Here is a 25128-nt window from a genome sequence, read left to right on the forward strand (position 1 = left end):
CCGGCGTTGCTGGAAAGTGCACTTCGCCAAAAAGACCCGCGGCGCCTGGCGCAGCGTGAAATACCTTGGCCGTTATCCTGTGCAAAGGTCGGCTACGTTTTGCCGGCGCCATGGTGGGCGAGCACGCCACAAAAATGCTCTCTGACAGGCTGCAGCGGATGGCGAAAAAACGATAGCTTCAGGCACCGCCCCTGGATAAGTGCGCCTGAAAAATGGGTTTTAGCTTAAAAACACAGAAAAACTGGCATTTTTCCGCATTACTCTGCGACAGCCCGCACCATATGGGGCTATTCCTTGCTACTTTTCATGGTTAGGAAACCCAATAAGGGTCGATTGAGTTTCCTAACCATCAAGATAAATTACTAAGTAGAGAGTGATCATAAATCCTCCTATTCGATAACGTTTTTTAATTGTACTTAGCGAACTACCGTCTTCCAAAAAAGAAGCCCGGCGTTAAGCCGGACTGAAAAAGTGAGAAGTTTTGGTGATCAAACTTCCCTGAAACCTGGTTTGCCGTTTTTGGCACGCCACTCTTTGACTCTTTTAGCTATTGCTTCAGGGGTTGCTTCGGCATCCGATGGTGCGTAATAGATAAGATCCGTCCCTTCTGGATGTTCTGTAATCTTCTCGAAGTGTTCCAGAAGAATATCTAGGCGATCATCTGTTTCAGCAACATTCTCTTTGAAGATTTCTTTCAATAATGAAATAAACTCAGCCTCGCTGTATTCAGTAATATTATTTTTAAGATCCATCACTTACCTCCTTTATGAATATCAACATGCCGTTTCGGTGTCATAACTCGCAAATTATCTATATTGTAAACATCACCGCCTTTGGATATCTCATTTATATGATGAATTTCAAAAGAAGTTCGCTTACCGGCGGCATCCAATTTACGTGCTTTCGGTGCCTTACCTACAGCCATACGGCTACGATTAGATACAATAAATTGCTTGCTTAATGCGGGATCTTTACTCACTTCCTGCCAAAATGCCTTGCGGAACGCATCAAAGTTCGCAAACTCTCGTCCACGCAGCTTGTCTGCAAGCTGGCTGGGAACCGGAGAGCCAAGTTCCTGCCCCGCCTTATTCAACCAGCCATCCCCCACTTTTTGCCCCTTACCACTGACTTTACCTGGCGTGTATCTTGGGCTACTCACCATCACATAGATGGCTTCAACGCCCACCTCCGTTGCATCCGGCTGCCACAGGATAAAATCCTGCAAATCCTGCACCACATCGGCCGGGAAGGTGGTCGACACGATACTGGCCGCCTGCCTGACGTCAGTACCGGTATGCACCGGACTGCGGGGCGCCGGCGAGTCGTTGCCGGTATGTGCCGGGACGCCGTCCCCGGTCGACACCGGGTTGATCAAAATCGTCCTGGCCGGCACGCCTTCCATCGCCGGCAGTGTGATTTTATCCAGCCCGGCCTCTTCATCACGCACCGACCGTAATACCGGTACGTTCGGCGACACGCCACCCACCCCGGTTCTGACAAAGTTTACACGCTGAACGCCATTTTCGTCAGTGGTGATAAACCCGCGAACCGGTAAATTGACCGTGGTCATCTCTGGGGTAATGTTGACTTTTCCTGCGGTAAATAATTGAGCCTGCGCAGCAAACATCGCAATGTCGCGCCCTGGAACCCGGTCGCTTCCCTCACCCACTTTTCCCGGCCAGAATCCGACAACGAAGGCGCCGACGGCCGGCCCTACCACACTGGCCGTGGCAATCCGTGAAACTTCGACGGCGCCGCGCCACAATGCGCCTGAGACCCACCCGGCCAGTTCGCTGGAGGTCGTCATCACGCCTTGCCCGACCGTCGACATTTGCAACATTGCGGGCGCACGGTTAAGTACCATGGCACCGGCGGACGCCAGCGCTGCCGTGGCTGCCCCGGCTTTTTCAGGTGTGTATGCAGGCGCATCCAGTATCCCAGCTTTACCGAACAGCGCTTTTCTTGCCAACTCGGCCTTACGGGCTTCCTCGGCCTTACGGGCTTCCTCGGCCTTGCGGGCTTCCTCGGCCTTGCGGGCTTCCTCGGCTTTACGGGCTTCCTCGGCCACTTCCCGCTCCACCTGCTTAAATTGTTTGTAGGCTGCTGTCAGCGAAGGCACCTCGGCGTTACTTTTCCTGTACCCTGTACGGTCACTTCCCTTTCCACCTCCGCTGATTTCATATTTTATCGTCACCTCGGTCATGACCCGGTCATTATCAAGCCAGAATCCGGGCGGGATTGTTCCGTTCAATACCGCGGAGTACGTTGCCAGTGATGACTTGTCTTCAGCAGCTGAATGACTGTCATTATTGTTTCCATTGGGAACACCTTGATAATTACCGAGCCGGTGAGGCGTATCAACAACCGCACCAAACCCGGTAGTGGGCTCACCGCGTATTCCAAGGCCAAGGACATTTTTAACCTGAGAGACAGATTTTATGGCCTGGCTCACAGCGGCTTCATCAGCAAGGTTGATCTCGCCAATCTGAAGCTGAACTCGGCCGGTATCCTCCACCGTATACAGGGTTATTTTTGCGTAAGGGGCTACCGCACGCACTTTTTTCTGTAACTCTTTCAGCACATTGTTAAAGTTGGCGTCACTTAAAATGGCATTTATCTGCCGCTGCATGGCTGCCGCCTGGGTGTTCCCACTACTATCGTGGCTACCACCATTATTCCCCGTTGACTCCGTTGGCCCGGGGCGGTCCCGATCCCCCGAAACCGTCAGACCACCTTCAGTGTCAGGGACACACAGGAAGAATTTTTTATTCACATTAAAAAACATAAAGTGCCTCTTTATTAACGCATTATCAATAACCTGTTATATGGGCACGCGAAAAAATGAGCCCACGATAAACCAGTGACACTCAGGTATTTGAAATGGCGTTTTCCAGCGCCGCCAGCCGCACTTCAAAGGCATCTCGCTCGGCCTCCCGGCGTGTACGTTCTTCTTTGAGCGCCTCGACCAGCAGCGCCACCACGCCGTTGATATTGATGCTGCGGGCATCATTCAGCACGCTGCCGTCATTGAGTTTCAGTTCTGTCTGGGTCACCGACTGCGGCAGGACCGCCTCCACTTCCTGGGCAATCACCCCGGCTTCCGGCATACCCTGCTTGAGGTAGGTGTAGCCGCCAATCTTGCCGAGTTTGTCCAGTGCGCTGTCAATGGTGGTGACGTCGGTTTTCATGCGGGCATCGGAACTGATATTCCAGCCGCCGCCGGTAATGGCGTAGCCGTTTTCTTTGAAAACGAACCAGCTATTTGTGTTGCCGTCACTCACGTTTATCACCAGCTCGTTGGTCTTCACATGGTCGTGATGATAAATTTTTACGTGTTTGTTACCTGGATTAGGTAAATAAAGCCCATTGGTAATGGATCCCTGCGATGTATCGACATTCGTAGGTGGACTTGCAGTGAACCAGCCTTGAGCGTTGCGTTTGGTCAATTGCCCTGCAGAAAGCTCGGCGTTGGCTTTAACCTGAATTTCATTCCAGTTACCGGACATGTCGCGGTAAGAGAGCAGGCCGTAGTTCACACCGTCGCCGGTCATCCGCGATTGCATCAGCATGATTGAAGTTTTATCACCGCTGGTGAATTTGCTTTCAATGGCGGAGGAATGATAGGTCTGTCCTTTGATGAGCGGGGATGGACCGGTTGTCGTCGTGGTGATGCCAGCATTATGCGACACCATTGCACCGCCAGAGATATCAACACCATTGAGTAATGCTGCCCGGCCCGAGGTGAGGTTAAAGCCGAAAGGCCGTAACGTGTTCCACGAACCGTCCTGAGCCTGGCCTTCCGGTGTGGTCATCATATAAAAATTCTGGCCGTCATTACGCAGTATCACACCGGTTTTGCCGGTGGCCAGGCGAAAGCCGTTAGCCGATGTGGAGACGATTTCACCCTCGCTGACGAGACGTTTGCGCAGCGTCGTGAGAGATTTGAGCTCAGTGATGTCGTCGTTGACACCATCTTGTACCAGGGCATTTTTCTTTTGTTCCGTCATGTTGATATCCTCATTTCAATCTGTTGTCTGAGAGTATAAAAAGTAAATTACTGTTCATACATACAGTAAATTACTTCACTGATAACACTTTCACAAGGTGGCTCTGTTGTGTCATTGCTCTCACAACAGCAGCACGTATGCGCGTCAGCGCATGGAGGCGACAGCTGAGCCGCAAGAGAACGCCATTAGGTGAGGGTCGCCGGTAACGCGGCACAGCCGCCCTGACCTGATAGGTATTGCCTATCCCACCCCTTGCCCTGCAAGACCAAACCTGCTTAATGCGATGTGTATCTTTGGGTGCGCCGTCGGAGTGGTCACGACAAGGCATCGCCGCAGTCGGGGCGTATCTCCGCGTTGGCGGGCCGTAGGGCCGCTTACGGGCGTGTATGCAGAACGTTCAGCAACACATCTGAAAGCGACTCAACTGCTAGTTACAACATTCATCATTAAAAGCGACACTGTTCCGGCCCTTTGGGCCGGAGCGGGGCCGCTTTTCAGCGGTGGTGAGGGGGTTTGTGGGGCTAAAGTTGGCTAATTTGATTGGTTGGGAAATTTCGGCGGTTCCGGCGTGGGTGAAGGTCCTTTTGCCTGCAGTCGTGACTGCAGGTGCTACTTCAGGTTTTGCCGAGTAAGGTTGGGATGTTAAGGGCGATGTTGTTTTTTGCCCGAGCGTAGTGAGGGAGGTACTCAACAGCAACGGCGTAAGCCGATGCGCTGAGTTACTCCCTTTTTAAAGGGCTTAGTTTGTTCAGAAACAACCTTCGAAATTAAGCATCTCTCCGAGTGGTATTTCGAAGTTAATTCTGCCTACGAAGTTAATGTCGAAGTTAAGGGTTTATTCGTTGCCGATCGATGTCAGCAATGACCCGGATCGACGTCGGCGGCCGTAAAAATCACGCCGGCATCAGCCGAAACAAGTCGGCCGAATGGCCAACCTGGCATCAGCGGCGAGAAACAAGCAGCACAAAACCCCCGCGGATCAGACAGGGTAAAAATTCTGTATGTGGGAGGAAGTTAGGCGGGGATAGCGCCGGCGCGCTCCAGCAGCAAGCGATAGAACGCCTCCGGATCGCTGTTCAGCAGTCCGGGCTGTTCATGCTTGAGCGTATTCTCCAGTTGCATCGCCTTCAGCGGCGAGCGGCCCATCGTCCACTGCACCCAGGCCTGATAAAAGCCGTTCTGCTTCTGGCGCCGGGCGGTGGCCAGTTTTTTGATGCCGGCAGCGGTGTCATCCAGCAACGTATCCAGACGCTGCGCATCCTGCTGCCGCCTGGCCAGTTCGTTGCCAATCACCTGCTCCGCGTTGCGCTTGAGGTTTTGCAGATCGGGGCTCACTACCCAGCGCCGGATCTTTTTCAGCCGGTTTTTCAGCGAGTGCTTGCGCTCGATGTCGATCCCCAGATGCGCGATGCGCACCAGGTGGCGCTCGTATTTTTGCCTGAGCGTTTCGGTCAGGCCGTTTTTAATCGCCCACAGCCGGTACTGATTCAGCCACTGGCGAATTTCGTCCACCTGGATGCCGCGACTGGTGAAGAAGTTCTCCGTCAACCAGATGCGCAGTGGCTTGTTCTGACCGGTGTCAGTATCCTGCCCGCGCGACACGATGAGGTAGTCCAGCTGCTCGAGCACCGACAGCGCATGCAACGCCACGTCATACGCCTTGCGGCCGCTTTCGTAGACGTGCAGCACCCCCATCGCTTTGGCCACGTCCTCGAACGGCAGCATGATCTCGAACGGGTAGTCGCTGTCCGGGTTGTAGTCGCAGTTGGCGCCCAGCACCATCGAGAGCACCGTCAGCGCCTCGCGGCTTTCCGAACGCGCAGCAATGCGCATCGGTTTGGGACGGTAGTCCGGGTTGTTGCGTTGGGTATAAGGGATATAACCCTGCCGGCGCAGCGTGATCAGATCATCATTACGTCGCCAGTCGTGGCTGCTCATGCGCGCCACCACCTTGCTCGCCATGCCTTTCGGCACCCGGCAGCACAGGTTTGGGGTGTAACGACGATGAATTTTTTGTTGCCCGCGCCGCAGCGCATTATTGGCACCACGGCGTGAAATGATTGATTTTACAGGATTTACCTGCGCGGCATGTTGACTATGCACGTTCCCCTGCACTTAGGGTCGGCAGGGGGGATTGACGTAGAATACGCATACAGTATACTTCCTTACAGGCGCGCAGCCTGCTTTTGACCCCCGAATTTACGTCCCAGCCGACCAAAGCAGAACGTAATTCGGGGGTTTTTGCGTCTGGAGCTCCGCTCCATCCCGTCCACCTTCTGGCGTGGACAACCATCGAATGCAAAATTTTTCCCACTCTACCAAAAGCCATCATATCGGTAAAGCGGACAACGCGCCCCGCGGCCGTGGCGATCGTCACCTGGTCAAGTAACGAGGCCTGTGCAGAGTGCGAAGCGGTCGGTAACATCAGCGGCGACTCAGTGTAAAAACACGCCGGCCAGCCCCAGCGCCAGCAGGTGCGCCACGTAGGTCTGCAGGAAAAAACCCCGCGGCAACAGGCGCCGTTGATTGAACGCCGTCGCCAGCGGCAGCGTCCCCAGGATGAGCAGTGCCGGCAGCAGCAACCCGGCCAGCATCATCGTGCCGCCCAGCTCGGCATTGAGCATCAGTACCAAGAGCGGCCAGGCCACGATCGCTAGCCCGCGCACCGGCCAGACGGCCGTCACGTACCCCGGCAGGGAAACGCACAGCCCATAACTGGCCAACAGCAACAGAACGCCGGCAGTACCGTAACTGCCGTCTGTGGCGCCATACGCCCACCACAGCGCCAGCAAAACGCCGCCGGCCAATACCGGGTTAGGTGCGCCCTTGCGCATCGGCAACGACGCCACCGCCAGCGCCTGTGTCACGGCAGCGAACAGGAACAAAATATTCGGATCGGTAAATGCCAGCCCGTCATGACGCATCACCAGCCAATAGCCCGGCTGCGCAACCACGGCCCATACCCACAGCCGGGTCGCCTGCGCCTGCCGGACAGGCCGCGAGGCCAGGTTGTACCCCCACAGCAGGGCGAACAGCGGAAACGCCCCGCGCCCCAGCAGCAACAGCACCGGCTCATGCAGCCCCAGCGCCCGGTTGGCGTGGTCGAACACCATCAGCACCAGCGCCAAAAATTTCAGTACGTCCTGCTGCAACGGGGTGAAGTGCACCACTTCGCGTACCTGCTGCAGTTTTCCGCTGTGCGGATCAAACATCGCCATCCGATTTCCTTTCTTAGTAAGTCGACTGCCAGTCCTGGCCCTGCGCCCAGCGGGATTGCCAGTGCGCCAGGTACTGTTTGGCCACCTCCGGCATGTCGCGCAGCACCACCACATTTTCCGAGTTGGCGCGGTGTGCCGATCGGCTGAAATTGAAGCTGCCCGTCTCGGTCGTCACGCCATCCACGACGATCACCTTGTCGTGCAAAATTTTATAGCTGTTCACCGTCCTGACGTTCACGCCGGCGTTAGCCAGCAGGTTCAGCGCCGCCCGGCCGGCGCCGTTCTGGTTGGCCTTCGCATCGACCACCACCCCGACGGCCACCCCACGCCGATGCGCCGCAATCAGCGCCCGCGCCACCTCCGGCGAAGTAAAGGCGTACCCCATCAGGCGAATATCGCGCTGCGCCTCACCGATAACGCTCAGTACCAGCTGCTGCGCCGATCCTTCCGGCGAAAACCCTACCTGCACCGCCGGCGCCGCCAACAGGGGCGATGCCGGCAGCCAGCCGCTGAGCACCAGGGCGGCAACACCAAACACGCGGGCGGGGAGTCGCGGTGCCTTACTCATGCTTGTCCGCCCTGTTCAGCCGCGCCTGCAGGTGCTTCAAGCTCATGAAGACCAGCAGCGGCAACGGGACAAGCGCATTGCGCCAATACAGCGGCAGGTCGCTCAGAGTGTCCCACTGCACATATCCCCAGAGCATCACGGCCCCGGACAGCAAGACCGCAGTGGTTAACAAGACGCCCTGCGTCGTTGATACGTTTTGAGTTGTGTTCATCCGTTCTTCCTTTAGGTAATGCCGTGCGGGACAGGGGCTCGTCACCTGTCTCGCACGGCGTTGGACAAGCGCAGCGCGTCAGTCGCCGCCCAGGGTTTTCTCTTTGTTCAGTTCCCGCTCAGGATGGGTATCGCGCACCAGATTCTGTTCGTCCTGCTGCAGCCGGCTGCGTGTCGATACCGGCTCGCGCGCCACCTGGCGGACAGCGGCATCGACCCGCAGTGCTGCATCCTGACCCATCACCTCCCGCATGACCGCCGCCGGCAGACGCGCTTTCACGTCCTCGGCGCGCAGTTCGCCGCGCGCGAACAACGCCCGCAGCTGCTCGTCGTTAAGCCCGGCCAGTCGCTGCGGGTCAGGGGCGTTCGGTTCACGGCCCAGTTTTTCGGCCTGCGTCTGCAGTTCACGCTGCAGGCGTGCTTCCGGGCTCTCCGGCAATTTAATGGCACTGTCGGACGCGCCGCTCTCCCGTGCAGTGGCCTTGAGCGTCTCGTCGTTCACCCACACCCTGCCGCCAGTCATCGCCTGGGGGTTAAACGGCACGTCGTCACCCTGCAGGCGTACCACCACGCCACTGTCGGGATAGCGTGCCGCCAGCCGGATACCGTCCTGCATCGTCCCGGCCAGCCTGGTCTCGTTGTTGCGGCTCCCCTGCAGCGCCACGAACTGCGCACTGTCACTGCCGAACACTCGCCCCTGCGTCGGCAGTCCCCCGACGCTTTTCCCCTGAGTGTCCGCTAGAGGCGCCAGCCAAGCGCCGGCCGGTTTGCCGTTGGCGTCATACATCGGCAGCATGGCGTGCGGTTGGGGGTATTTCTTGCCCGGCGACACATAGTGCGCCAGCGTGTCGCCGGTAAGTTGGCTCCCGCGCAGCACCGCGCGTCCCAGCGCGTTGTCGGATAACGAGACCGCTTTGCCGTAGAGGTCGGCGGCCGCTTTCTGGCTGCCTGGCGCCATCCCCAGCACCGCATCATGGGCCGTGGTGCGCGCCTTCGCCTTGCCGATGGCGTTCAGCCACCCGGCTTCGTTGTCGGTGTACACCTGCACGTGCTCCTTGGCGCGCGACAGCGCCACATAGGCCGACGCCCGGTTGACCAGCGGCTCACGCCCGCCTTCCACCCCCTCGAGCGTGATGGCAAAGCGTTCGCTGGCCCCCTGGGCACCGTGGGCGGTGATGGCATAGGCCAAATCGACGTGCCGGTCTTGTTGCTGCTCGCGGGGATTGACGGTACGGGTCTGTTGTCCATCGGAGAGCGTGACCATGTCACCTTTTATCGCCTCGACCGTCCAGGTGCTGTTGGCCACATGCCCGCGCTCGACGTCCGATTTGGAGAAGCGCATGCGGTCGCCCACGCTTACCTCGATGGTGCGCGGGTTGTACAACGTGACGCCTTCGCGCACCGCACTGGCCGGGGAAAACTGTCTAGTATTGCCCTCGTTGTCCTGCAGGCTGACGGTACGGGACTGACTGTCGATGTCGGCCATCCGGTAGTAGGTGTTATCCAGCAGGACAACGGCGTCCCGGTGACGCGCCCAGGTGTCCAGCTTGCGCAGCTCGCCGTCACGGATATTGGCGGTCTCAAGGATGGGCAGACTGACGGCTTCCCCCTTCAGCTCGCCCGCTGCTTTACGTTCCTGGTGAATGCCGGCATTGATGATGTGCCGGTCGGCATTAAGGTGGGTGATGATCAGCGTATCGCGCCGGGCCGCCTCGGTGCGTCCCAGGTAATCGCTGACAATCGCGGCATGAATGTCATCCGGCCCCTTGGCGGGATATTCAACCACCGACTGCGCCGGCACCCAGGCATTGGCTTGCCGGGGGACGTTGGCCGGCGCCACCGCGCGCACCACGCCCAGCGCGCCGGGCACATCGTTATCAATCATCTTGTACACCGCCGGCTTCAGCTCGGGGGTCTGGCGCACAATCTCTTTCATGACCGCCATATCGATGGCGCTGCGCCCCTGCGCCAGCCGGAACGGCGCGCCCGGCGAGATCGCTTCCAGCTGGGCTTCGTCACCGCTCATCACCGCGCGGCCGTTGCCCTCGGCAATCAGCGCGTAGGTGCGCGCCATGTCGCTGTTGCCCACCATAGAACTCTCATCCACCACAAACAGCGTGTTGCGGTAGTCCGGTTTCTCGCCGCCGGCGACCTTCAGCCCCTCATCGTGCAGGAACGACGCCAGCGTTTGCGCATCGACGCCGGCCGCCTGCATTTCCCCCACCGCGCGGTGCGTCGGCGCCAGCCCGACCACGCGGGGCCGCTCGCTTTCTGGTAACTGCGCTATCCCGTCCAGTAACGCCTTGAACTGGGTGGTTTTCCCCACACCGGCATAGCCCTGGATGGCCACAAACCGGTCGGTCGTACCGAGAATGAGGTCAACACTCTCTTTCTGCCCCTGTGTAAGCGAGCTTTGACTTGATGCCAGTTGACTTCTCGCCGACTCACTCATCAGCGCCGGCATACTGTCTTTGCCGTCGGCGATCAGACGAATAATGCTTTTCTCCGCCTCGAAGCTGGCGCGCGAGACCAGCAAATCCGCCCCGACGCCGGGCGCGACATCCACTTTCAGCAGCTCCCCGCGTTTGACCTGCGCCTCGATTTCCGTCTGGATGGCCTCCATCGACACGCCTTTGGCCGCAAAACCGAGACTGCCGGCGAGCAGTTTGGCCTGGCCAAACGCGACGCTATCCCCTTCCAGCGTCGGAATGGCCAGATGAATGGCCTGCTGTGCCGGAGTAAACAGTGATGATTTTTGCCCGGCGATCGCGGCATCAAGCCCCTCCTCACCGGCCAGTTGTTTGACCTGCTCGCCTGCCAGACGGTACGCCGGGTGCTGGGCGACTTTCTCCTGCGTTTTGCGCGCATCAAGCGCTGAATAGAGAGTGATATGCCCGCCACTGCGGGCGATGCCACTCAGCGTGGCGCTGTTAAGCTCGTTTTTCTTCACCGCGGCATAGACCGCCGCCGTACTGCTCACCGAGGTGCCGAGGCTTTCCACATACGCCGGCGCCACCTTGACGGCGCTGAAGACGTCGCTGCCGACCGCAAGCGCTCGGTCCGCCGGCTTCTGCGTCGCATCCGGCTCGCCGGCCACGCGCACCTGCAGCTCGCCGGCGCCGGAACGAACAACCGTCAGCGCCGTACCGGCCTTCAGCGCATCCTTGCCCCGTCCTTCCTGACCCAGCACCCGCAGGCGTTCGCCGTCAGCCACACCCATCGTACCGGCCCGGAACAACGACCAGTCCTTGTCCACTTCTTTGACGGCAAGCCGCTGTTTTTCACCCTCGGCGTTACGCAACACCAGGTTGCGCGTTTGCGCACCGACCCGGTCGATAACGAACCGCTCACGCTGCCGGCTCTCCGCATCCCAGCGCTCCATCACCATGCCTTCCCGGTAGGTATCGATGGCGCCGCGGTTTTTGCTGTCCAGCCATACCGGCGTCAGCGTCGCCACAGGGGTCTCTTCGCGTCCCAGCAGCCCGGCATCTTTCAGCTCGTCACGGATCATGGCCGTCAACATCCGCTGGTCGGCCGGGCCGTTCACCTGTGCCACCGCCGGCCGGTCTTCGACAAATGCCTGCACCACGCCTTTGGCCAACTGACCGAAGCGCTGGGCCTTGTCCGGCTCGCTTACCACCTCCGCCGGCACAGCCTGACGGCCACTGAACTGATAGCGGGGTACACCGGCCTCTTTCATGACGGCGAGGGCATTGCCCGTCCCCTTGCGCTTTTCGGTATCCATCAACACCAGCTGCACGTTGTTACGTACCGCGCCATCCAGCAGCGCCACGGTCTCCTTGAGCGTCAGTTTCTCTGCCTGATCAACGACCAGCGTGCTGTTCGGCGCAAACAGCGCCTCGCTGCCGAGCGCAGCGCGCGTCACCACACGGTCTTCATCGAGATGGACGCTTTGCTGCAGATACTGCTGTGACTGCCGGTCAACGGTCAGCACGGTGGCGTCGCGGCCCTGCTCGCGTGCCAGCTCCACCACTTCCGCCACGCGGGAACGGTTCACCGATGCCCCCCCAATGCCCGACAACACCGCCATCGCCGGCGCATGCTGCGCAAGCTGCGCAAGCTGCTGCACAGCATCGCTGTAGGTTGGTATGCTGCCGGTGCGCGGGTCAGACTTTGGCGCGCCTATCACCACCGCACTCTCGTCAAGGTGCGTGCGGCTGAGCTGCGCCACGCTCAGCTCATCGAGCAGATGAATATCGGAGGTAAAGACGCCCTTCTCCTTGTCGAGCGGGATAAGCTGCTCGCGCTCGATGGCGCGGTCGATACCGTCACGCACCGCGTCCAGCATGCCCGGCTCCCCGGAGAGGTAGCTGATGGCCTTGTTGGCCACCTGGTTGTGCGTAAAGTTGACCTGCCGGTCAGAGAGCGCCGAAATGGCTTGTCCCACCGCCTGGTCGACAAGCGCGTCGCCCCCCGCTTCCAGCGGCGTCGGGGACGGCGTCACCATCGTGCGAGACTGCGCCTCGGCCATGTAAGCCTGAATATCAAAACCGGTGGCCTTCATTTCCTGCATCAAGACAACCGCTAATTCGGCCGGATCGCTGGCGACCTTGGCCTTGCGGGTGTCGAGCGTCGCCATATCCCGTGACTTGAGTGAGGCATCTGGGCCGGCGGCAGCGTCGATGGCATGACTGCGCTTGGAGAACACATCAATCACTGAGTCCATATTGTCGGGTTCCCACATACCGTGCGGCCCGACCGTCTTGGTCTTGTACCCCATGGCTTCGACATCCTGACGGAACACATGGCGATATATCTGGCCGAAGGCCACCTGATTGGCATACACGCTCTCGATAAACCCGGTCTTGCCGACCGTATCGGAGGACAGCGTCTGCCACTTGCCGTCGTGCTGCGTGACGTTGGCTACCACCGCATGGGTGTGCAACTGCGGGTCCAGGTCACGTGACGTATCGTGGTTAAACAGCGCCACCACCAGGTTACCGGTCAGTTTGGTCTCGGAGACGCCGCCCTCCATCACCCGCGTCGAGGCCAGCTTCTCCACCTCCCCCACAGCGATTTCCACCGCGTGGTTATGCGCGGCGATAAGACGTTTGTCGCCCCCCAACATTGCCAGAACAGAGATGCCCTTGGGCGCCGAGAACGTCAGGTCATAGCCGGGGCGGTGTTTATTCTCACCACCAACCATGCGGGTCAGGTCGCTGCCGTCCGGTAACTTGCCTTCCAGCACGGCCACGAAATCTTTGACGTCCACCTTGCCCGTCAGGCCCAGGGCCTCCGCCCCCTGGCCCACCCAGCGTTCGTCCATACTCCCCAGCACGTAGTAGTTGTCCTGATGGGTGTAGTAGTCGCCGGCTTTACCGGCGGGGCCGACCTGGCCAATGCTCATCATCAGAATTCATCTCCCGGTTCGCTGTCCCCATGATGAACTTCGGCCAGTTCGCGCCGATGCCTGTCGATAGTGATGTTGGTCTCTTCCCGGCGCTGCATGGCTTGCTGCCCCATGGCCTGCTGCTGCGCCTGCCAGGCCTCATACTGTGCGATGTCCACCACTTCGCCGTCGCCACTGATACCGGGGGGCAGCTCCCCCCGTTCTGCATCATCATCACCGGGCGCCGGTTTCTGTTTCAGTTCCGCCTCCTGCCCCCCTGTCGCGGTGGCAGCTGCTGACACGACAGGCACATCACTGACGGGGTTCTCTGTCGGCACTGTGCTCACGGCAGAGACAGGGGCATCAGCGGGCTTGTCCGCACTGGCCGCCGGCAGGATAGGGGTAGCAGCGAACAAGGCATCCATATTGCCGGTTTCGGCTTCCCGCATTTCGATCGCCGATACAAGCCGCCCATCGGCAGCGGCATCCAACTTGCGAGGCTCATAGGGGTGCGCGACCTGCCTGACTTTTTTGTATACCATCTGCAGCCTGACGGCCGGATACGGCCCCGGCAGCGTCACATAGCAGCACAAATCAGGCAGCGTCTGGATGTCGCTGTAGCTCACCAGCTGCATGCGCTCCAAATCCTTGCCGACGGACACCCCGTCCCTGACGGGGTCGGCCCCGTAGGAAAACTGCTCGGAGGCCTTGCGATACTCTTTTTCACCGACTTCGCCGGCGGCGAACTCGGCACCCACGCGATCCGGTACGCTGAAGAGGAAACGGGTACGCAGCACCCCAAACAGGGTGGCCGCAGCCTTGACGCCATAAATATCTTCAAGCTGAGAATAGGTCTGGAATCCCAATACAAAGCATCCGCCGAACTTGCGCGCTTCCGGCACGATTGACACCAGATCTGGCAGTTTGTGCAGGGTGGGTAATTCATCGGCAAAAATCCAGACGCGACGGTCCGGGTTCTCGCCCATCGACAACAAGCTGTGTGAGGCGATAGAGAGCCACATGGAGATCAGCGGTTTGAGCGCCTTGTGGCTGGCTGAATCGGAGGTCAGGAACAACCAGCCGTTTTTGCCGTTGTCCTTCACGCCGCGCATCCAGTCACGGATGGTGAACGGTGCCCCCAGTTTCTCCACACCCTGCATGTAACGCAGTGCCTTGGCATAGTTGGTCAGCACGCTGCGAATGGAGATGGCGGTCTTCTCGATTTTGCCATCCACCAGGTTGGCCGCCGGTGTGCCCTCGAGATAAGCGCGCAGACGCGGCAGATCGATGGACAGCAGCGTATTGAGCAACTTGGCGTAGCTGCGGTCTTCGTCATTGCGCATGCGGTAGGCCGCTTCCACAAAGATGGTTCGGGCCGACCCCTGCCAGAACGGATCTTCGTTGCTGCCCATGGGGATAAGGATATCGGCGACGTTCTCAAAGTCCGGCAGTGTCAGACATTCCGACCATAAATCCCAGGCGACACAGCGTGCATCCTGCGGGTTGAGGATTTTATCGTGCTGCGGATCGTAGTAGTCTTTGACAAAATCACAGGACTTGTCGTAGACAATAACCATGTCACCGCGTTTGCGTGCATAGTCCATCAGCTTGCGATACAGCCGTGACTTCCCCGTGCCGACGCTGCCCATGGCGCAGAAGTTTTTGACCTCGCTGTTTTTTAGCAGCGGCAGCCCATCAATAATGATATCGGACGCCATACCATCGCGTTTGAGCATGTTGGCCACCACCGCAGGGTTATCGGTGAGTGTTCGCCCGCCGGTTATTTCATCCTCGCTCTGTTGCTTGCCCTGACGGCCAAGTATCCACACGGTGGCCACGAATCCCGTCACACACGCAACGGCCGCCACGATGCAGGCAAAGATCCCTTCACGCCAAATCAGCTGACCGCAGTAGGAGACGTAACTGTCGAGCAACACCTGTTTGGCGGTGTAGGTCAGCGTCTTGCCGTAATAGTCCAGGTGGTAGAGGGTCTCTGACGGCGATATGCTCGGCCAGCCTTCCACCATCCAGACCCACCAATAAATCAGGCCGTTCGTGAGGTTCTGGATGGACACGCGCCACAACAGCGTGCAAATCGCCACCAGGAAGAAGGCGATAAACAGGCAGTAGAAAATCAGGTTGCCGATCTGCGTGAACATGCGCAGGCGCATAAAGGCGATCTGCCCGCCCTGCGTCATGTCCTTGGCGTTAAAGCTCATCAACACCTCCCTTTGCTACGGCCAGAATGCAGGCTTCACGTTCACTGTCGGTTAATCGACTGAGGGCCAGCAGGGCACCGCGCATCACATGTGAGGGGCTGTAGAGGGGGTTCTCAGCCACCATACGCTGCAGGCGCCCAAACGTACCGTCATCGAGTCGCAGGGTGGTGGTATGCGTTTTGGCAGAGATCTTAGCCACCGTTACTCACCTCCCTGTTTGCGGGATTTAATAAGCTCCAGAGCGGCGGTAAATGCTGAAAGACGATAGCGACCTATATCAGCAGAAAAAATAAACGCCAAAATGCAAAATGAAACAACTGTTGGGAAAAGGTATTGCAAAGCCCCTGCTTTGCTGTTTTCTGACATCAAACCCGCCATCACATTTATTACAATAAAAACAGAAAGGTAAGCCATCACCTTATTATTAATCATCGCAATTACTTTCGACTTTTTTCGAAATGGCTCTGGTAACGATAAATAAAGGCTGCGAGTATTAAAAATACCGATACTGATAATAAACCCAAAAAACGCACCAAAACCCATTGCAAGCAAAGTACCTTCACTTGGCGTAGTGAATAAACCAAAAGTAAATGCAGGCCAAACAGCTAACCACAGGACAAAAGTGAATCCTGGCCAAGCACAAGCCCAAAAATCCGGGATTTTTATATCACCGCTATCTACAATTGACTTCAACATTTCAGCTTCTTCTTTCACTGTATTGTGCGTAATTGTCATTTCCCACCCCGTTCTTTATTGAATTTTTCTTGCATGTTGATTGCGCGTTTCGTTAATTCATCTTGCGATTCAGCACCCGGCGCCGCATCTTGGCGTTGCTTCTCATCCGCATAAGCCTTGTACTGTTTGGCCTGCGCAGTGGAGTGATTTTCCTGAAGCGCATCCCTTTGGATACTGACCTGTTGTTGATTAGCCGAGATCTGGCCTTGCGTTTCTTGCTGTTGAGCATGATTGTTTTCAATCATGCCATTAACCTGAGATCCGACATCATTACGTATTCCGGCTTGCGAGGTTCTGTTTTCAACCGCACTCTGGTGATTGTTATAATCAGCCTGAATATCCTGGCCGGCGCCTCCGCCACCAACAGACCCCATCCCTGCGCCAAGCGAACTGCTGCTGGACTGATATTGCGCATCCACCTGCGGCGCCACCTGTTCACGCACAAAATCACGTGCAAGCGACTGACGCGCGGCAACGGCGTCCTGCGATTGGCCGGTCAAAATGTTGCCGGCATCGTTTGGCGCCTTGTCCATCACGTACTGCGCAAACTGCTGGCTCAGGTTCTCGCGCATATCACCGCTGAGACTCTCGGTACGAGAAGCCTGCTGCGACAGTTCCTGGCTGCGGGTATGTGCACTGCTGTATTGTTCGTAGCTGCTCTTGGCACCCGACAAGGACGAAGAAAGCTGATCAATGCGCGAGTCCGCATTGTTATCCGTATGACTGCCGGACTGACTGGTACGCTGGCTGGTCAGGTAGTCCATCCCTTCCTTAAAGTCGGAAACAGCCTGAGAACTCTGGTCGTGACGCGCATCCTGGCTGCCGCGCGTGCTACTGCTGGCTGAGTGCGAATCGGTGTCAGAGCCCTTGATGCCTGCGTTAAATCCAGCATAACCCTCTATCGTTGCCCCATTACCAAATACTCTCACACCGGCAGAACCTCGAGCGCCAATCCTTGATTCAAAACCTGCGGTTGCATCGACAGACTTAGCGGCCAACTCCTGCGTTGCCTGCTCTTTGCTGACATTGTTGGCCTTGGCATAGCTTTCTACCGCGCTCGCCATTTTGTGCGCCGCGATGCTGGACTGGCTGTTTTGCGCCGTGTCGGCACCGTGGGTCATGCTGTCGCTGCTGCCACGTTGGCCGGTAAACTGCGACAGCTGCGTCCAGGCGCTGCTGATATTGCTGTTGAAGCCCTGCATGGATGTCTGCGCCTGGGTCTCGGCTTCCCGCGCCATTTCCTGCTGCGCGGTCGCAATCTGCTTAGTTACGCCGATATCTACCGGCAGTTTGGACATCGCGCCGCTCGCATCCCAGACGCTGCTGCCATCGCCCGTGCGGGTCTGCGTGCCGCCGGTCGGCAGTTGCGCGGTCATCTGGCCGGTACGCACGCTGCTGTTGGTATCCCAGGTGTTACCCTGCACGTTGTCGGTTTGCATGTTGTTGAAGCTGTAGTTGGCATCCGACACGCTCATCGCCGCCGACGCCGCCGAACTCTGGTAGGCGCCGGTCATGCTGTGGCTGACGCTCATCAGCCCCTGCCCCAGCCCTTTGGCGATATACCAGGAGATAAACGGGATCATGCCGGAGATATAGCCGGCGGTATTGGCCAGATCCGAGTAGTTCAGCTTCACCGTGGACAGGTTGCTCAGCACCACGGGCGAGCCGGCCTTCTGGGCATAAAAGGCCATCGCGCTGTTGAGAATGGCGTACAACAGCGGCCAGCTCATCACCCACAGCCAGCCGAACACATAGGCTTTGGCCACTTCCTTGCCCTGGTTAACCATGCCGATCACCACCAGAATGGGGAACATCCCCATCATCATGCCGATCAGGATGACCTGCAGCAGCGGCAAGGAGCGCATCATCACCTGCCCGAGCGTCGCCTGGGACAGACGCTGCTTCTCGATGGCCGACGTGCTGGCGATGTTAAGCATGCCCGCCGTGTCACCGCTGCGCGCCGAGTAGCTCATGATGCCGCTGCGCAGGCCGTTCATGACGATGTTCTGCTTGATGATATCGCTGGCCGTCTTCTGGTTCTGGTAAAAATACTGGTAGCTGTTCCCCAGCAGTTGCCCGAACAGCAGATCGCGATCGGGACGCCCCCCAAGAATGCGCCGCGCATAATAGTTGTAGGTCGGACTGCCGGTTTTCGCTTCCAGACCCAGCATGTTCTTCAGCGGCATCGCGGCTTCTTCACAGGTCTGGAAACGGCCGTCCTTGTTGAACACACCGCGAAGCGGACTCGGCTGGCGGAAGATCAGCGCATACGGATCTTCGGAATGCATCAGCTCCTCAAAGCTGTACTTGTGATTGAGCAGCATGTCGCCCACCACACAGTTCTGTACATAGTCGGCAAACAGGTTGGCCAGCTCCGGGTTCTGGGCGGTGAAGTCGGTGCTTCGGGACACCAGTGAGGAGCCGAACAGCATGCCGGTTTTGCTGTAGGTCACAGCATCCGGCTGGCTGAACACCATTTCGTAACCCAGTACCATGGCGTAACCGATGCGGGTGATGATGGTTGCCGGCAGCACAATCCCCAACGGCACATTGGCCACCCGCTGAATCGAACGCTGATTGGACAGATCGATGATTTGCACCGGCTGCGCCTTGGTCAGCAACGCCGAGGAGAACACCAGCACAAACACCCAGCCCAGGATATCCATCAGGTCGCGACGGGCGGTATACCGCGCGGCCAGCACCAGCACGCTGACAGCCACCGCAAAATTCCGTATCCAGTCCCAGGTATCCGTCTGCATAAAGGCCGCGACCGCGTTAAGGTTCTGCGCCAGCCACTCCGATCCGCCGATGACATAGATTTCCGTCATGTTACTGCGCCTCCCCGAACTGGTAGTTGTTCTGGTAACGCGTCAGCAGGCGTGCCGACACCTGCTGGCGCATGTAACGCATCTGCTGCTCGACGACCAGCAGGGCATCAGTCTGCACCTGAACGCGCGATTGCAGGGAGGCGATAAGCTGCCCGGCCTGCGTGAAGTTGTTGTTGATTTGCTCAACGGTGGCCTCCGGGTAGTTCCCGGTCGCCAGCATGGCGCGCGCGCCGCCCATCAGCTCCTGCAGGTACTGCATCAGGATGTCGTACCCCACGTAGTCGGCCAGTTGGTGCACCATCGCGCTGGACACGCCGAGCATTTGCGGGTCGGTCAGGTAAGTCAGCAACGGCACATGCGTGCTGGAAATCAGGCCTTTCTCCGCATCCGTCAGCCGCTCGTCGTTGCGCGCCTTGCTCTCGATGCTGAACAGCATTTTTTTGATTTGCCCTTTCAGGGCATTGTCCGGACTTATCGTCGTGGTGCTGTCGGCCACCACCTTCAGGCACTTGTCGCTGTCGTTGCAGTGATAAACGCGGGCCGCGCCGCCTTCCATCAGCGCCTTGATAATGCTCTGATCGGTAGTGCGTGGCGGCAGCGGCGTGATTTCCCCGTTGGGGCCGAACACCAGCGAGCCGGTCAGCGTCATCACGAACTCCTTCAGCTCCTTGTTGCCGTCGAACATCCTGTTTTTGGATAACGCATCCCACATGATGTTGATGTTCTTGGAGATACGCTCCTTATCCTTCTCTCCTGCCCGGTCACGCACCGAGTCACCTTTGCCCCCCACCGTGCAGCCCTGCCGCGAGGCAGCCCAGTCGGCGAAAATGTTGGATTCGCCGGCAATGTCCTGGCAGACCTTCTGCTGAGAGACCTGCGTGCGCGGGAACAGCCCGCCGACAATGCCCTGCGCCGCCTGGCAGCTGCTCATGTTCATGCTGTTGATGTCGCTGGCCATTTTCTGGATGAAGTCTTTGGCGTCTTTCAGCTCCGGCACGGTGGTCTGCAAGGCCAGATCGAAGAAGTAGCCGGCGGCGTTGGACATGATCTGTTTGGTGAAGCGCTGCAGCTGCTCGCCGTTGATAAAGCTGAACGCGCCCAGGTACGCATCGATGCCGCCGCAGCCGGCATTGATATCCGGCAACGACATCGAGATCAGCTGTATTTGCTTCACGCCGGTGCGGGCGTAAATCGACCCGCCCGAGATATACCCGGCCGCCTGCCCCTGCCAGACCGCCGGTGCCGTGGTGTTGGACGCAAACCCCAGCTTGTCAAAAAACTGGTTCATGTCACTGTTCATGTCGGCCACGGCCGGTGCAACGGTCACCAGCCCCAGTGTAAGGCCGATAAAGAGAGCACGTAACTTCATACACCCTCCCGGCGCAGGCGAGACTGGCGGTACATGCAGCACTTTTGCCACAGCAGGGTGGTATAAAGGCTAAACAGCCCCAGACTCTCAAAGACCAGTGCGACCGCGAGGCACCCGGCGGACAGCGCGGCAAACATGCCAGGCATGAAGTACATCAGTACGTTCCACATAGTCATCATATGAAACTCACGAGTGTCCGCAGCGTACTCTTTGACAAATGCATGCCCAAACCACCAGTGGCTGACCATCCAGAGCGCGACGGCCGCCACAAAAAACAGCACCGTCAGATGAAGAAAAATCATAAGCCGCGCGCTCTCGCGCTTGTATTCCGCACGCGCGCTGGCAATACGCTGTTCGGGAGACACTGCGCCCTGCTCAACAGTAATGATGTGACGCTCTGATTTATTCACGATGGTCTCCTCTTAATGTCGCTTCCTGTAACACGGTATCCAGACGCGCCATAAAGCCGCGCTCGTCGCTGGCCCCCTGGATCATCGGGTAGGTCGCCAGCGTATTGACGTTCACCAAAAACGTTGTCGGCGAGGCCACCGGCAGGCCGGGGAAGAAGGTGCGCATCACCTCCGGCGGCGCCGGGATGGCCTCCGGAAACGTGGCATCGCCCTGGCCGTCGAAGGTGTAGGCGAACACGGAAAAGCCGACCCGCTCCGACAGCGATTTCAGCAGCGGATCAAACTGGTGGCAGTACGGGCAATGCCCCTGCATAAACAGCACCACCTTCCAGTCATTGAGGTTGACGCGCGCGCCGTTGCTGAGCGTAAACCAGCGTGGCGCTGCAGCCGGCCGCGGAGCGGGGACGGACGTCGCTGATTGCGCCAGATTGACGCCGGCGTTTTTCTGCAGCGCCGCTATCTCATCAATCGTGGAGCCATGTGCCAGCCCGGTTAACAGCAGCGCCAGCCAGGCGATGTTAACGATCCGCATTCTGCACCTCCCCGGCCCCGTGCTGTTCGTCTGTGGTCGCCGGCGACGGCGACTGTTCACGATGTGCCGCGATATAGGCCTGTTTTTCCGCCTCCTCGCGCTGGCGTTTGGGGACGCGCGCCAGCTCATCGAGAATTTTGTAGCCGCCGCACACCGTCAGGGTGAGCGCGATAAACTCGGCCAGCGTCACCGCCATGTCCGGCGCCCGGTGCACCAGGCCGGCGACGATATGGAACCAGATCCCGAAGGCCGCGACCCAACCGCCGGTCGCGTCGATGTCAGGGAATTTAAATTTACGCATTCAACGCTCCTTAATAATTGGGTTTGAAGTCGGTAAAGACGTTCAGGAACTGTTTGGCCAAATCGTCCTGGCTGATAAAGCCATAGGCCAGCGGCTTGACCGCGCCGCTGCGCGGGTCAACCAGCACCAGTGCCGGGAAGTGGCGGATGCCCAGCCGTTGTGACTGTCCCGCATCGCGCCGGCTCTCCGGCATCGCAGGGTTGACCACCCCGTCGATAGTCACCGGCACCACCGACAGCCCGTAGCTGTCCCGAAAGCCCTTCACCACGCTCACCAGCTGACCGTCGATCGGCTCGGCGCCGCGATAGAACAGCATCAGCCCGTACTGCTGCGCCATTTTGCCGATGGCCTCGCGCTGCGCGGCAAAATCGGCGGCCAGCTGGCTTTTCACCGTGCCGTTGTAGTGGCTGTGCTTCAGGTTGTAATCCAGCTCAGGGTGCGCTAAAAACGCGCGCTGCGCAGAGCGCTCAAACAGCCCCGCCTGCTGGGTGAAGTAGTTTTGCATCTGGAAGAACTTCACGAAGTTCTCGGTGCTGGGGTACAGGATGGCGTCTGCCAGCCGCTCCTTGAGCGACTGCTGCAGCAGCTGCAGTTTTTGCAGTGCGCCGGCCGGAGCGGCCGGGGCTGCAGCCTGCGGTGGCATATCCTCGTCAGCGGGTTTGGCCTCCCGCTCATACCACTGCCAGCCGCCGGCCTGCGCGCTCAACGCCGCGCCCAGCAGGCTCAGACCCAACAACGCTGCCGCCCTGCGGTTGGCCAACCCGCGTGCCGCCAAATTGAAATTTGAAGTCCCGCGCGTTTTCACTTGGCTGCCTCCGTCATGCGATCTGCAATTTGCTTCTTCACCTTTTCCAGCAGGGCCGCGTCTTCTGGCACCTTCTGGTTCTTCATCAGGTCTTCATAGAAATTGGCGAAGTCCAGCTGGTCGAAGTTGATGCGCTGCAACTCATCTACGGTAATACCCCGGCAGTCCGGTGATTTTGCGTCGCCAAAGCCGATACCCAGCTGCCACGCGCGCCCCTGCTGCTGAACAATCTGCGCCAGCTTGCTGTCGAACTGGCAGTAGCTGCGCTTCTTCTGCAGGCAGACACCCAGCACTTTCTTGCTGCAGTATTCGCCGACGCTGACGGTCAATTTGTTCTCTTTCGCCTTGCCCAGCGCCTTCTCTTCGCTGTCGCAGTGCGCCAGCCCGACGCTGTTACCCCACCCGGAGTCCTTGCAGCAGTCGCTAAAGCCGGCAAACGCCTTGCGGCAGGACTGCCCCTTGCCGGTGAAGGCGCGCACATCGATACCGTTCAGCGCCGCCACGTCCTTGCCGGCGGCCGCCACCGCGGCCAGTTCGGAAACGGCGTGCGCAAAATCGTTACCCTGGGTGCCCTTTTGCGCCTTGTCGCACTCCCCGTCCAGGCAGTACATTTGGCCGCCGCACAACATCACATTCCCGGTGGTGCGGGTTTCGCAGGAGTAGGTCACGTTCTCGTGCAGGCACTGGCCATACTCATCGGAGAAGGCACAGCCGTGCGTGGCGATAGTGCAGGCCGGATTGTTGGCATAGGCTTCGCAGCTGCCCTGGCCGGCCTCCTGCAGCCGATAGGTGTCGGTAAAGCGCCAGCAGCTGGCCCACACCGGGTAGGTCTGGCCGTTGACCGTAACGGTTCTCTCGCCGCCCGGCTCACTGCAAACGGTATTGACCTTCACCGCCCCGGCCTCCTGCGCCAGTGGACAGTCGGCCGGCGTCGACGTGGTCGGCACCCAGACCTGCACCGACGAACTGCCGTCGAACTTCACGTAGAACACCATCGGCGAGCCGCCCCCGCCGCCGCTCAGCTGCCTGACCATCGCATCCAGAAAGGTATCCAGGTGGCCACCAGGGTCCATGGTGAGGAATATATCGACCTGCTGCCCCTGCGTGAGCGTGACGTTACCGACGTTCAGCGGCCGGCTGCCCCAGTCCTGACGGCCATAGCGCACCTCATTCCCCAGCAGTGAAAAGGCCAGCGGCACGCCATAGCTGTGCAGATCGTCCTGCAGCTCGAGGTATATCGACCCCGTAGTGAGCTTGCCGGTAAACGGTGCGGTAAAGGTGCCGTGAATGCGGTTGCCTTCTTTCCACCAACGGATCATCGATTTATCGATGTGTGCGTTACGGTCTTCATAGCGGGTCTCATAGTGGCCACCGATGTCGGTGGCGCGCTCGCAGGTACGCATCACCGCCGTATCACGCTCGCACACGTGCCGGGTGAACTCACTGCGGGTTACCTGCTCGGCCTTGCAGTCCGGGCCGGTCTTGCCGACGATGCTCTCGGCCTTGCCTTCAATCTCCTTGCCGGCCTGGATAAAGGGCGCATCGTGTGAAATCGGCTCCTTGGGGTTCTTGAGCACCGAATCGGTCACCGCCTGCCCGACCTCGGTCTGGCCCCAGGCCGTGCCGCCGTCGGTCTTGAGATTGTTGGCATCCCCGGCTGTGACGCCACCGTAATAGCCTTTTTCTTTCGGGTTATCGGTGTAGTTCGGCAGCACGTTGGCCGGGTTGGTGTTCTGCAGCGTCCCTGTGCCCTGACCGGCGACCTGTTTGGCAAACTCGCTGCCGGTCTGGAACACGTCATCACCTTCCGCCCGGCAATCGCCGGTGGCGAAGATAAACGTCCCCAGCACCAGGGCATGTGTCGCCAGCAGACCGGGCAGAGATTTCACCAGGTGGGTCATTTTCCGCTCTCCTTGTCCAGCAGCGCCTGAGCCGTGGCGGCGCAGTCGCCGTCCTTGGCGACCTTCTTCAGCGCCTGCGCCATCAGCAGGTTGCCGCGCACCACATCGAAGCCGGCCGCGCAGCGCACGACCAACGCTGGCACGGCGGTGATGCCGAACTGGCTGTAGGGCTGCGGGTCGATTTGCACGCCGTCGATGCCGCCCGCTTCCACCAGTTTTTGCACCCGCTGCACCGTTTCGCGCATGTCGCCATTCACCATGCCGCGCAACGTAGCTGGAATGCCGAAGCGACGCGCCTCTTGCAGCATGCGGCGCATTCCCTCCTCGGGAATAGCGAAGGACACGAAGTACAGCGCCCCTTCGGCCGGTTGCTCGGCGGCGTCCTGACGCTGTTTCGCTGCCAGCTGGTCAATAAAGGACTGGTCGTCCTGGGCCAGCGAACGCGGCGGTTGATTACGCAGGAACTCCGGCACCGGGGTGTTTTGGTGCAAGTCAGCCGAGCGCTTTTCCTGCTCGCGCAGCCATGCCCGGTTGCTGTCCACCTGGACGGTCGCCTGCTGCTGTGCGGTAGCAACAGGATCTGCCGCCGTTTGCCCGACAGCGATCATCGGTACGGTTGCCCCGGTCAGGAGCACTGTCAGCAGCCCTGTCGCCTTGCTGTATGTCGTCATGACC

The 25128-nt window shown here is 59.1% G+C and carries 20 protein-coding genes; all 20 read right to left on the minus strand.

Annotated elements, in window-relative coordinates:
- Window positions 1-488: 488 nt before the first annotated feature.
- The gene (locus tag AC4PR2_RS22860; protein WP_277497212.1) at window positions 489-752 is read right to left on the minus strand and encodes a bacteriocin immunity protein; all 264 of its coding nucleotides are present in this window, start codon (window positions 750-752) and stop codon (window positions 489-491) included.
- Window positions 752-2785, minus strand: a complete 2034-nt coding sequence (locus tag AC4PR2_RS22865; protein WP_492175511.1) for a pyocin-S2/colicin E7-DNase domain-containing protein — start codon at window positions 2783-2785, stop codon at window positions 752-754. The genes AC4PR2_RS22860 and AC4PR2_RS22865 overlap by 1 nt, the downstream gene beginning before the upstream one ends.
- A gap of 82 nt (window positions 2786-2867) precedes the next feature.
- Window positions 2868-4007: a tail fiber domain-containing protein gene (locus AC4PR2_RS22870; protein WP_492175512.1), complete on the minus strand. Its 1140-nt coding sequence runs from the start codon at window positions 4005-4007 to the stop codon at window positions 2868-2870.
- A 427-nt stretch (window positions 4008-4434) separates the two neighbouring features.
- A complete protein-coding gene (locus AC4PR2_RS22875) occupies window positions 4435-4704 on the minus strand; it encodes a hypothetical protein (protein ID WP_492175513.1) in 270 nt (89 codons plus the stop codon).
- A 317-nt stretch (window positions 4705-5021) separates the two neighbouring features.
- A complete protein-coding gene (locus AC4PR2_RS22880) occupies window positions 5022-6110 on the minus strand; it encodes a Replication protein (RefSeq protein WP_492175514.1) in 1089 nt (362 codons plus the stop codon).
- Between the two features lie 332 nt (window positions 6111-6442).
- Window positions 6443-7225 carry a type-F conjugative transfer system pilin acetylase TraX gene (gene traX, locus AC4PR2_RS22885; protein ID WP_492175515.1) on the minus strand — a complete coding sequence of 261 codons (783 nt, stop codon included), beginning with the start codon at window positions 7223-7225 and terminating at the stop codon, window positions 6443-6445.
- A gap of 13 nt (window positions 7226-7238) precedes the next feature.
- A complete protein-coding gene (locus AC4PR2_RS22890; protein WP_492175516.1) occupies window positions 7239-7793 on the minus strand; it encodes a phospholipase D family nuclease in 555 nt (184 codons plus the stop codon).
- Window positions 7786-8004, minus strand: a complete 219-nt coding sequence (locus tag AC4PR2_RS22895; protein ID WP_492175517.1) for a hypothetical protein — start codon at window positions 8002-8004, stop codon at window positions 7786-7788. The genes AC4PR2_RS22890 and AC4PR2_RS22895 overlap by 8 nt, the downstream gene beginning before the upstream one ends.
- Window positions 8005-8082: 78 nt before the next feature.
- The gene (gene traI, locus AC4PR2_RS22900; protein WP_492175518.1) at window positions 8083-13374 is read right to left on the minus strand and encodes a conjugative transfer relaxase/helicase TraI; all 5292 of its coding nucleotides are present in this window, start codon (window positions 13372-13374) and stop codon (window positions 8083-8085) included.
- Window positions 13374-15572: a type IV conjugative transfer system coupling protein TraD gene (traD, locus tag AC4PR2_RS22905; protein ID WP_198637306.1), complete on the minus strand. Its 2199-nt coding sequence runs from the start codon at window positions 15570-15572 to the stop codon at window positions 13374-13376. The genes traI and traD overlap by 1 nt, the downstream gene beginning before the upstream one ends.
- Complete coding sequence (locus AC4PR2_RS22910; protein WP_033641525.1) at window positions 15562-15771, minus strand: hypothetical protein; 210 nt, start codon at window positions 15769-15771, stop codon at window positions 15562-15564. The genes traD and AC4PR2_RS22910 overlap by 11 nt, the downstream gene beginning before the upstream one ends.
- Window positions 15772-15773: 2 nt before the next feature.
- A complete protein-coding gene (locus tag AC4PR2_RS22915; protein ID WP_492175519.1) occupies window positions 15774-16307 on the minus strand; it encodes a hypothetical protein in 534 nt (177 codons plus the stop codon).
- On the minus strand, window positions 16304-19135 hold the full coding sequence (gene traG / locus AC4PR2_RS22920; protein WP_492175520.1) for a conjugal transfer mating-pair stabilization protein TraG: 2832 nt from the start codon (window positions 19133-19135) through the stop codon (window positions 16304-16306). The genes AC4PR2_RS22915 and traG overlap by 4 nt, the downstream gene beginning before the upstream one ends.
- A 1-nt stretch (window position 19136) precedes the next feature.
- Entirely contained in the window at window positions 19137-20504 is a 1368-nt protein-coding gene (gene traH / locus AC4PR2_RS22925; RefSeq protein WP_079450614.1) for a conjugal transfer pilus assembly protein TraH, read from the minus strand.
- Entirely contained in the window at window positions 20501-20914 is a 414-nt protein-coding gene (locus AC4PR2_RS22930; protein ID WP_492175521.1) for a hypothetical protein, read from the minus strand. The genes traH and AC4PR2_RS22930 overlap by 4 nt, the downstream gene beginning before the upstream one ends.
- A complete protein-coding gene (gene trbB / locus AC4PR2_RS22935) occupies window positions 20907-21446 on the minus strand; it encodes a type-F conjugative transfer system pilin assembly thiol-disulfide isomerase TrbB (protein ID WP_309155844.1) in 540 nt (179 codons plus the stop codon). Before trbB ends, AC4PR2_RS22930 begins: the two co-directional genes overlap by 8 nt.
- Window positions 21433-21747: a type-F conjugative transfer system pilin chaperone TraQ gene (locus tag AC4PR2_RS22940; RefSeq protein WP_171455187.1), complete on the minus strand. Its 315-nt coding sequence runs from the start codon at window positions 21745-21747 to the stop codon at window positions 21433-21435. The genes trbB and AC4PR2_RS22940 overlap by 14 nt, the downstream gene beginning before the upstream one ends.
- A 10-nt stretch (window positions 21748-21757) precedes the next feature.
- A complete protein-coding gene (traF, locus tag AC4PR2_RS22945) occupies window positions 21758-22483 on the minus strand; it encodes a type-F conjugative transfer system pilin assembly protein TraF (RefSeq protein ID WP_492175535.1) in 726 nt (241 codons plus the stop codon).
- Window positions 22484-22548: 65 nt separating this feature from the next.
- The gene (traN, locus tag AC4PR2_RS22950; RefSeq protein WP_492175522.1) at window positions 22549-24453 is read right to left on the minus strand and encodes a type-F conjugative transfer system mating-pair stabilization protein TraN; all 1905 of its coding nucleotides are present in this window, start codon (window positions 24451-24453) and stop codon (window positions 22549-22551) included.
- Window positions 24450-25124, minus strand: coding sequence for a type-F conjugative transfer system pilin assembly protein TrbC (trbC, locus tag AC4PR2_RS22955; RefSeq protein ID WP_492175523.1), 675 nt, complete (start codon window positions 25122-25124; stop codon window positions 24450-24452). Before trbC ends, traN begins: the two co-directional genes overlap by 4 nt.
- Between the last annotated feature and the right edge of the window lie 4 nt (window positions 25125-25128).

The organism is Serratia sp. A07 (assembly GCF_058725505.1).

What these genes read in the sequence shown, in the direction of transcription:
- traX (WP_492175515.1), bottom strand. Translation starts at nt 7,225, where the DNA reads ATGGCGATGTTTGATCCGCACAGCGGAAAACTGCAGCAGGTACGCGAA.
- traG (WP_492175520.1), bottom strand. Translation starts at nt 19,135, where the DNA reads ATGACGGAAATCTATGTCATCGGCGGATCGGAGTGGCTGGCGCAGAAC.
- traN (WP_492175522.1), bottom strand. Translation starts at nt 24,453, where the DNA reads ATGACCCACCTGGTGAAATCTCTGCCCGGTCTGCTGGCGACACATGCC.
- AC4PR2_RS22890 (WP_492175516.1), bottom strand. Translation starts at nt 7,793, where the DNA reads ATGAGTAAGGCACCGCGACTCCCCGCCCGCGTGTTTGGTGTTGCCGCC.
- AC4PR2_RS22940 (WP_171455187.1), bottom strand. Translation starts at nt 21,747, where the DNA reads ATGCGTAAATTTAAATTCCCTGACATCGACGCGACCGGCGGTTGGGTC.
- trbB (WP_309155844.1), bottom strand. Translation starts at nt 21,446, where the DNA reads ATGCGGATCGTTAACATCGCCTGGCTGGCGCTGCTGTTAACCGGGCTG.
- AC4PR2_RS22870 (WP_492175512.1), bottom strand. Translation starts at nt 4,007, where the DNA reads ATGACGGAACAAAAGAAAAATGCCCTGGTACAAGATGGTGTCAACGAC.
- traI (WP_492175518.1), bottom strand. Translation starts at nt 13,374, where the DNA reads ATGATGAGCATTGGCCAGGTCGGCCCCGCCGGTAAAGCCGGCGACTAC.
- traH (WP_079450614.1), bottom strand. Translation starts at nt 20,504, where the DNA reads ATGAAGTTACGTGCTCTCTTTATCGGCCTTACACTGGGGCTGGTGACC.
- AC4PR2_RS22895 (WP_492175517.1), bottom strand. Translation starts at nt 8,004, where the DNA reads ATGAACACAACTCAAAACGTATCAACGACGCAGGGCGTCTTGTTAACC.
- trbC (WP_492175523.1), bottom strand. Translation starts at nt 25,124, where the DNA reads ATGACGACATACAGCAAGGCGACAGGGCTGCTGACAGTGCTCCTGACC.
- traD (WP_198637306.1), bottom strand. Translation starts at nt 15,572, where the DNA reads ATGAGCTTTAACGCCAAGGACATGACGCAGGGCGGGCAGATCGCCTTT.
- AC4PR2_RS22915 (WP_492175519.1), bottom strand. Translation starts at nt 16,307, where the DNA reads ATGACAATTACGCACAATACAGTGAAAGAAGAAGCTGAAATGTTGAAG.
- AC4PR2_RS22860 (WP_277497212.1), bottom strand. Translation starts at nt 752, where the DNA reads ATGGATCTTAAAAATAATATTACTGAATACAGCGAGGCTGAGTTTATT.
- AC4PR2_RS22865 (WP_492175511.1), bottom strand. Translation starts at nt 2,785, where the DNA reads ATGTTTTTTAATGTGAATAAAAAATTCTTCCTGTGTGTCCCTGACACT.